The 5,880-nt window shown below is 43.5% G+C and carries 5 protein-coding genes and 1 pseudogene; 4 read left to right on the forward strand and 2 right to left on the reverse strand.

Going from position 1 to position 5,880, the window contains the following annotated elements:
* Positions 1-656, reverse strand: a 656-nt coding sequence (locus ACU01J_RS21350) for an IS6 family transposase (protein ID WP_481087425.1), incomplete at its 3' end; no start/stop codon positions are given.
* 214 nt (positions 657-870) lie between these two features.
* On the opposite strand from ACU01J_RS21350, the gene ACU01J_RS21355 reads away from it, so the two are divergent.
* On the forward strand, positions 871-2,451 hold the full coding sequence (locus ACU01J_RS21355; RefSeq protein WP_481087426.1) for a DUF4280 domain-containing protein: 1,581 nt from the start codon (positions 871-873) through the stop codon (positions 2,449-2,451).
* A 72-nt stretch (positions 2,452-2,523) separates the two neighbouring features.
* Here ACU01J_RS21355 and ACU01J_RS21360 read toward each other — a convergent pair.
* A pseudogene (locus ACU01J_RS21360) lies at positions 2,524-3,042 on the reverse strand (IS6 family transposase); the annotation flags it as partial.
* Positions 3,043-3,126: 84 nt separating this feature from the next.
* Here ACU01J_RS21360 and tnpA point away from each other — a divergent pair.
* Genes tnpA through tnpC form a run of 3 tightly spaced genes read left to right on the forward strand, consistent with a single transcriptional unit; the run spans position 3,127 to position 5,386 of the window.
* Complete coding sequence (tnpA, locus tag ACU01J_RS21365) at positions 3,127-3,444, forward strand: IS66 family insertion sequence element accessory protein TnpA (RefSeq protein ID WP_481087427.1); 318 nt, start codon at positions 3,127-3,129, stop codon at positions 3,442-3,444.
* On the forward strand, positions 3,441-3,794 hold the full coding sequence (tnpB, locus tag ACU01J_RS21370; protein WP_481087428.1) for an IS66 family insertion sequence element accessory protein TnpB: 354 nt from the start codon (positions 3,441-3,443) through the stop codon (positions 3,792-3,794). The genes tnpA and tnpB overlap by 4 nt, the downstream gene beginning before the upstream one ends.
* 59 nt (positions 3,795-3,853) lie before the next feature.
* A complete protein-coding gene (tnpC, locus tag ACU01J_RS21375; protein ID WP_481087429.1) occupies positions 3,854-5,386 on the forward strand; it encodes an IS66 family transposase in 1,533 nt (510 codons plus the stop codon).
* Positions 5,387-5,880 lie beyond the last annotated feature (494 nt).

Genomic DNA, 5,880 nt, shown 5'->3' on the forward strand with positions numbered 1-5,880 from the left:
CAAGCAGAGCCTCCCTCAACATCAATCTGTTCCCGTCTTAACATGGTCCACATTTCTCGACCATGAAGTGAAGCAGTCGCCCCTTCGACCGATTTCCATCCCAAAGCTTGCCGCGTTTTCTGCTTCACCCACCGATGACTTTGCTCCACGACATTATTCAGATATTTGATACTGCAAATTTCTATCAGACACAGCATGAAGTAGCCCGTTAGCCAAAGCTGAACATTCATCGCATCCAGTGCGGAATGGTTAGCATGGCTGCCATCTATCACCACTTTTTCAGGTAACCCATTCTGCGCTATCGCCTTATCCCAAAAGGCTTTGGCGGCTGATTCATCACGAGTTGGACTCAGATAATAATCGATAACATCACCAAACTTATCAACGGCTCGATAACAATAAAACCATTCGACTTTGATTTTGATGTATGTCTCGTCCATCCGCCAAGAGCTCAATACCGACTTCTTTTTACGTCTGACTTTATGCTCCAAAATCGGCGTGAATTTGATGACCCACCAGTTGATAGTCGCATGGTCAACGGTGACACCACGCTCTCCCTGTATTTCTTCAATCTCTCGATAACTGAGTTTGTAAGCCAGGTAATAACGGATAGTTTCGAGAATGATTTCAGAGGGAAAGTGGCAACCTTTAAACATTGAGATTCAGGGTATTAGATAGAGGTTGAGCGAATCTTAACCGACAACGCAAAACTTTGCGGCAAAACCGTCTGAGGGTCGTTTTTGGTAGCAAAGTCACGCATTTGTCATAATAGGAATAAGATCTACTGGTTTATCCCTGTTTTATATTTGATTTGAATCGAAAATTGTTATGAGATAGCTTGCATCGAAAAAATAGCAAAAGGTTATTTGAATGCAACACCTTTGCAAAGGTGCAACACTGATGTGCACTGGAGGTACATCTCCTAGTCAGTTAGATGTGTCTCCATCTAGAGCGATTTCTATAGATAATAAACCAGCAGCAAATGTTGCCGATCATATCCCAATGGTAAACATTAAGCCGTTCGGCAATTGTACGTTAATGGCTCCAATCTCTCCCCCGCCGTGTATGCCTGCTACGCCTTCTCCTTGGAATAGCCCTAACAGCACGATAAAAATAGATCATCAAATGGCTTTAACGTTTGGTTGCAGTCTCCAGTGTTCTATTGGTGGCACGATTCAATGTGTTGATCCTGGCCAAGAAAATGTTGTCGGGGGAAATATTACTCCAGTATCAGCTGATCATGGCGATTTAGTAGGTTCTTCTTACTCAAATGGGAATGATGATTCACAGAATAGTGAAAGTAAGCATTCTAGTCATAGCCAAGCACAGCATTACTTTGCGCCGACAGGATCGCTAATGCCAGCAAAACAAGCGATTGAGGAAGAAGTTGTGCCAATAGATACACCAATAGAAAAAGTTGATGTAATCAAGACTGAAAAAAAGGATGAACAAACACTAAAAGAGATATCAGATAAGTTTGTGACTCAATCTCATATGCAAGCCATCAAAGAATGTGCGGATTTATTCGATATGGTGATAACTTTCCGTGAATCTGGTGAGTTTACGATAGACGCGTTAAATAGAGGTGCGTCTGCGAAAGGGCACGATATACTTGAAAAAACACTAAAACCCAAGACTATACAGAGAGTGTATAATCTAACATATGAGTATCAAGAACTCCTAGAAGCGGAAGGGCTAATGGGCATTGTGGGTCATGTTGTTGACCATGCAGGGGGAAAAACGCTTGGAGGCGTTTACAGTACAATTTATGAAGCAGATTCAAGTGGCTGTCTAAAAGCTAAGATTTTTCCTCTGGATACAAGTTCTATCGAAATGCTTTCTTTTAGTATCGCCGCTATGAAATCTGAGTTAGGTAATAATTGGATTACCAAACTCTTTACTGGTGATTACGATACCCATGACATATTAGTAGGAGATGGAAACGGTAAGTACAATATTGTTGAGCCTGAGAGTAAAAATGAACGTGAAGTAATTGAGAACATAAACTTATATGTGAGTGCTGTTGATCCTAGTCGAGAATATACGCCTTACAGTCCAAACAGTGACTATGAAAATCAAGCCAGACATGTCGTGAGGCATGGCGCACAGGTTAACTACGGGTGGCATCAAATGATAGCTGAACCCAATGCAAAGGTGATTAAACAGGTAGCAGAACCTGGTGAGTTTCCGCTTGCCTATTATTCAGCGAAAGAAAGGTGTTGGGGAATGGTTAAAGATTTTAAAGGTTTAAAAGATCTTTATGTTGACCATGAGGCAACAATGCCTTTCTATTGGACAAACTCAGTGCTTGACTTAGATACTATTAGTATTGAATGGCAATCTTTCAAGCAAGATGATAATAGTCAAGATCCAAATCATATAACCATTAATAAAAAAGACTTTAAGACAAAAGACCAGCTGGATAATTGCAAGCAAGGTCGAAAAAACTAGCATTCAAAACATAATTTAAGGTTCTGTCGCAAAATTCATTTTTGAGGCGAAGGCCGCGGCCTCTGGACACACTTATCCTGCGAGAGCGTAAAACTTCTCACAAGCAGAGCCTCCCTCAACATCAATCTGTTCCCGTCTTAACATGGTCCACATTTCTCGACCATGAAGTGAAGCAGTCGCCCCTTCGACCGATTTCCATCCCAAAGCTTGCCGCGTTTTCTGCTTCACCCACCGATGACTTTGCTCCACGACATTATTCAGATATTTGATACTGCAAATTTCTATCAGACACAGCATGAAGTAGCCCGTTAGCCAAAGCTGAACATTCATCGCATCCAGTGCGGAATGGTTAGCATGGCTGCCATCTATCACCACTTTTTCAGGTAACCCATTCTGCGCTATCGCCTTATCCCAAAAGGCTTTGGCGGCTGATTCATCACGAGTTGGACTCAGATAATAATCGATAACATCACCAAACTTATCAACGGCTCGATAGCAATAAAACCATTCGACTTTGATTTTGATGTATGTCTCGTCCATCCGCCAAGAGCTCAATACCGACTTCTTTTTACGTCTGACTTTATGCTCCAAAATCGTAAGCGTGTCATAAACCCCGCATTCTAATCGTTCATCACGAATATTAAGATCAAGTCTCCAACTATGAGGAGATTTGAAATGGCAAAACGACGCTCTAACCAAGAATGGCAAGCTCTCTTTCAACAATATGAAAGCAGTAATATGACTCAACGTGTTTTTTGCGAGCAGCACGGACTGAGCTTATCGACGTTTTTCGCGAAACGCCGTCAACTTCATTCGACAAGTCAATTAGCGTCTGTCGGCTTCGTTAAAGCTGAAGTCGTCGAAAAGACAACCAAGTTTCAAGCTCAAATAGCAACGGCTAACATGACACTTCTCGTCAATGATGTTGAGTTGAGCATTCCCCAAGGCACGCCTGCGAACTATCTCGCCGAACTCATCGGTGCACTATCATGAAACGTATGCTCAACGCTCCAGAGATTTATCTCTATCGTGAAAGTGTCGATTTTAGAAAGTCCATCAACGGCCTCGCGGCGATTATCGAAAGTGACACCGATTTGCCTCTTGGCAGTGGTGCTCTGTTCCTGTTCACCAATAAACAGCGCGATAAAATCAAAGTGTTGTACTGGGATAAAACAGGCTTTGCTCTTTGGTACAAACGCCTTGAAAAAGCCAAGTACAAGTGGCCATCAAAAGAGAAAAATGAGGTCTTTAGCCTAACTCAATTCGAGCTTGATAGGTTGCTTTCTGGCTTCACGATTATCGGCCACAAACCCGTTCGAATAAACGATTTTACAATGACTTAAACGATAATAAAGCCTTATCTACCAAGCGTTAGCGGCATGATTTTAGTATAATGAAAGCCATGAAAAAGACGCCAAATATCAACCCAGAAAGTCAAGATGTTGCCGAGCTACAAGCGATGGTGAAAGCGCTCATGGCGTCAGAAAGCCGATTGAAACAAGAGCGCCAGTCGCTACTTGAACAACTCAAGCTTGCCTTCGACCGCCAGTTCGCTAAACGCTCGGAGGCGTTAAAGCCTTACGATACATCTCAAGGTGACCTCTTCAACGAAGTGGAATGTGAAGCCGCTAAGAAAGAAGAGGTTGAGGTCACGACGACGACCACCACAACGAAGAAACGTGGTAAACGTAAACCACTGCCTAAGACCTTGCCTCGTGAGGTTATCGAACTGGATTTGGACGACCATGAGAAGCAGTGCTCATGCTGCAATCATGACCTTCATAAAATCGGCGAAGACCGTAGTGAGAAACTTGAGTTCACGCCAGCGGTACTCAAGGTGCTGGAATATGTTCGTCCTAAATATGCTTGCCGCCAGTGTGAGCAAACTGAAGACAACAACCGCATCGTTCAAAAGCCCGCGCCGCAAAGCATTATCCCTAAAAGCTTCGCGACAGAAAGCTTGCTTGCCAATATCATCCTCGGCAAATACCAATACGCGATGCCACTTTATCGTCAAGAGTCGCTGTTTACCCAGTCGGGTATCGAGCTGTCGCGAACCACCATGGCAAGGTGGATTATCCAAGTCAGTGAGAAGTTCATCCCGCTTTACGCGGCCTTGAAAACACACTTACTAGAGCAAGTGGTGGTTCAGGCGGATGAAACGCCGCTCAATGTCCTCAAGGAAGATAAGCAATGTTACATGTGGCTGTACTGCTCGGGTGCAGACTCGCCAGAAGCCGCGCTGCCGAATGTGAAAAATATCGCCTTGTACGACTATCAGAACAGTCGCGCGAGGGCTTGCCCTATTGCCTTCTTAGGTGACTATAATGGCTATCTACAAACCGATGGCTACGGTGCCTATGACGGCCTTCATCAAGTAACCAATGTCGGCTGCTTGGCGCATGCACGGCGTAAGTTCATGGATGCTAAGAAGCTTCAAGGTAAAGGTAAATCGGGCAAAGCAGATAAAGCGCTGGCCAAAATCCAGAAGCTGTATGGAATAGAATCCCGCTTAAAAGGGGCGTCTGTCGAAACACGAAAAGCTGAACGCCAACAGCATGCCAAGCCAATACTGGATGAGTTGTACGAGTGGATGACGACTCAACAAGTGATAGCGTCTAGCCCGTTGGGTAAAGCGATAAAATACACGCTTGGACAATGGCCGAAGCTGATTCGCTATATCGATGATGGTCACTTATCGATAGACAATAACCGTGCTGAACGCGCAATTAAACCGCTGGTCATTGGCAGGAAGAACTGGTTGTTCTCGAACACACCAAATGGTGCTGACGCGAGCGCGATGCTTTACAGTATCGTCGAGACTGCAAAAGCCAACGGCCTTATCCTTTACGACTACATGGTCAAGTGCATGAAAGAGCTGGCGAAAGCGGAGCCAGATATCGATGCACTCCTCCCTTGGAACTTCAAACATTAGTCATATCGCCCCGTGGGTTCATGGGGCGGATACGGTCAAGTGCATGAAAGAGCTGGCGAAAGCGGAGCCAGATATCGATGCACTCCTCCCTTGGAACTTCAAACATTAGTCATATCGCCCCGTGGGTTCATGGGGCGGATACAGTAAATTTAAATGGGACGTTATTTATATCGACAATAAAATCACCTACCCATTACCAGCGAAGATATAGGTTAAATAACATTACTATCAAATATAACTCTAGATTTCTATACAACTACTAAGTTGAACAATTTCATCAAAAAAAACACATTCCATTAAATTAAGTTAATGGCAAATAATTAAAACAATGTAGTATGGCTTACTTATATAATTTACATGAATGAAAATGTATTAGCTATGATTAAAATTAACGAATAACATCCATACTTATTACTTAATAAGTACTCCAAAGATAGTCATAGTGGTAGAAGTACGGGACTTCGGACGCTTCATCTTTCAATGCCTTAGAATGA

Source organism: Vibrio sp. 2433-A1 (genome assembly GCF_056726085.1).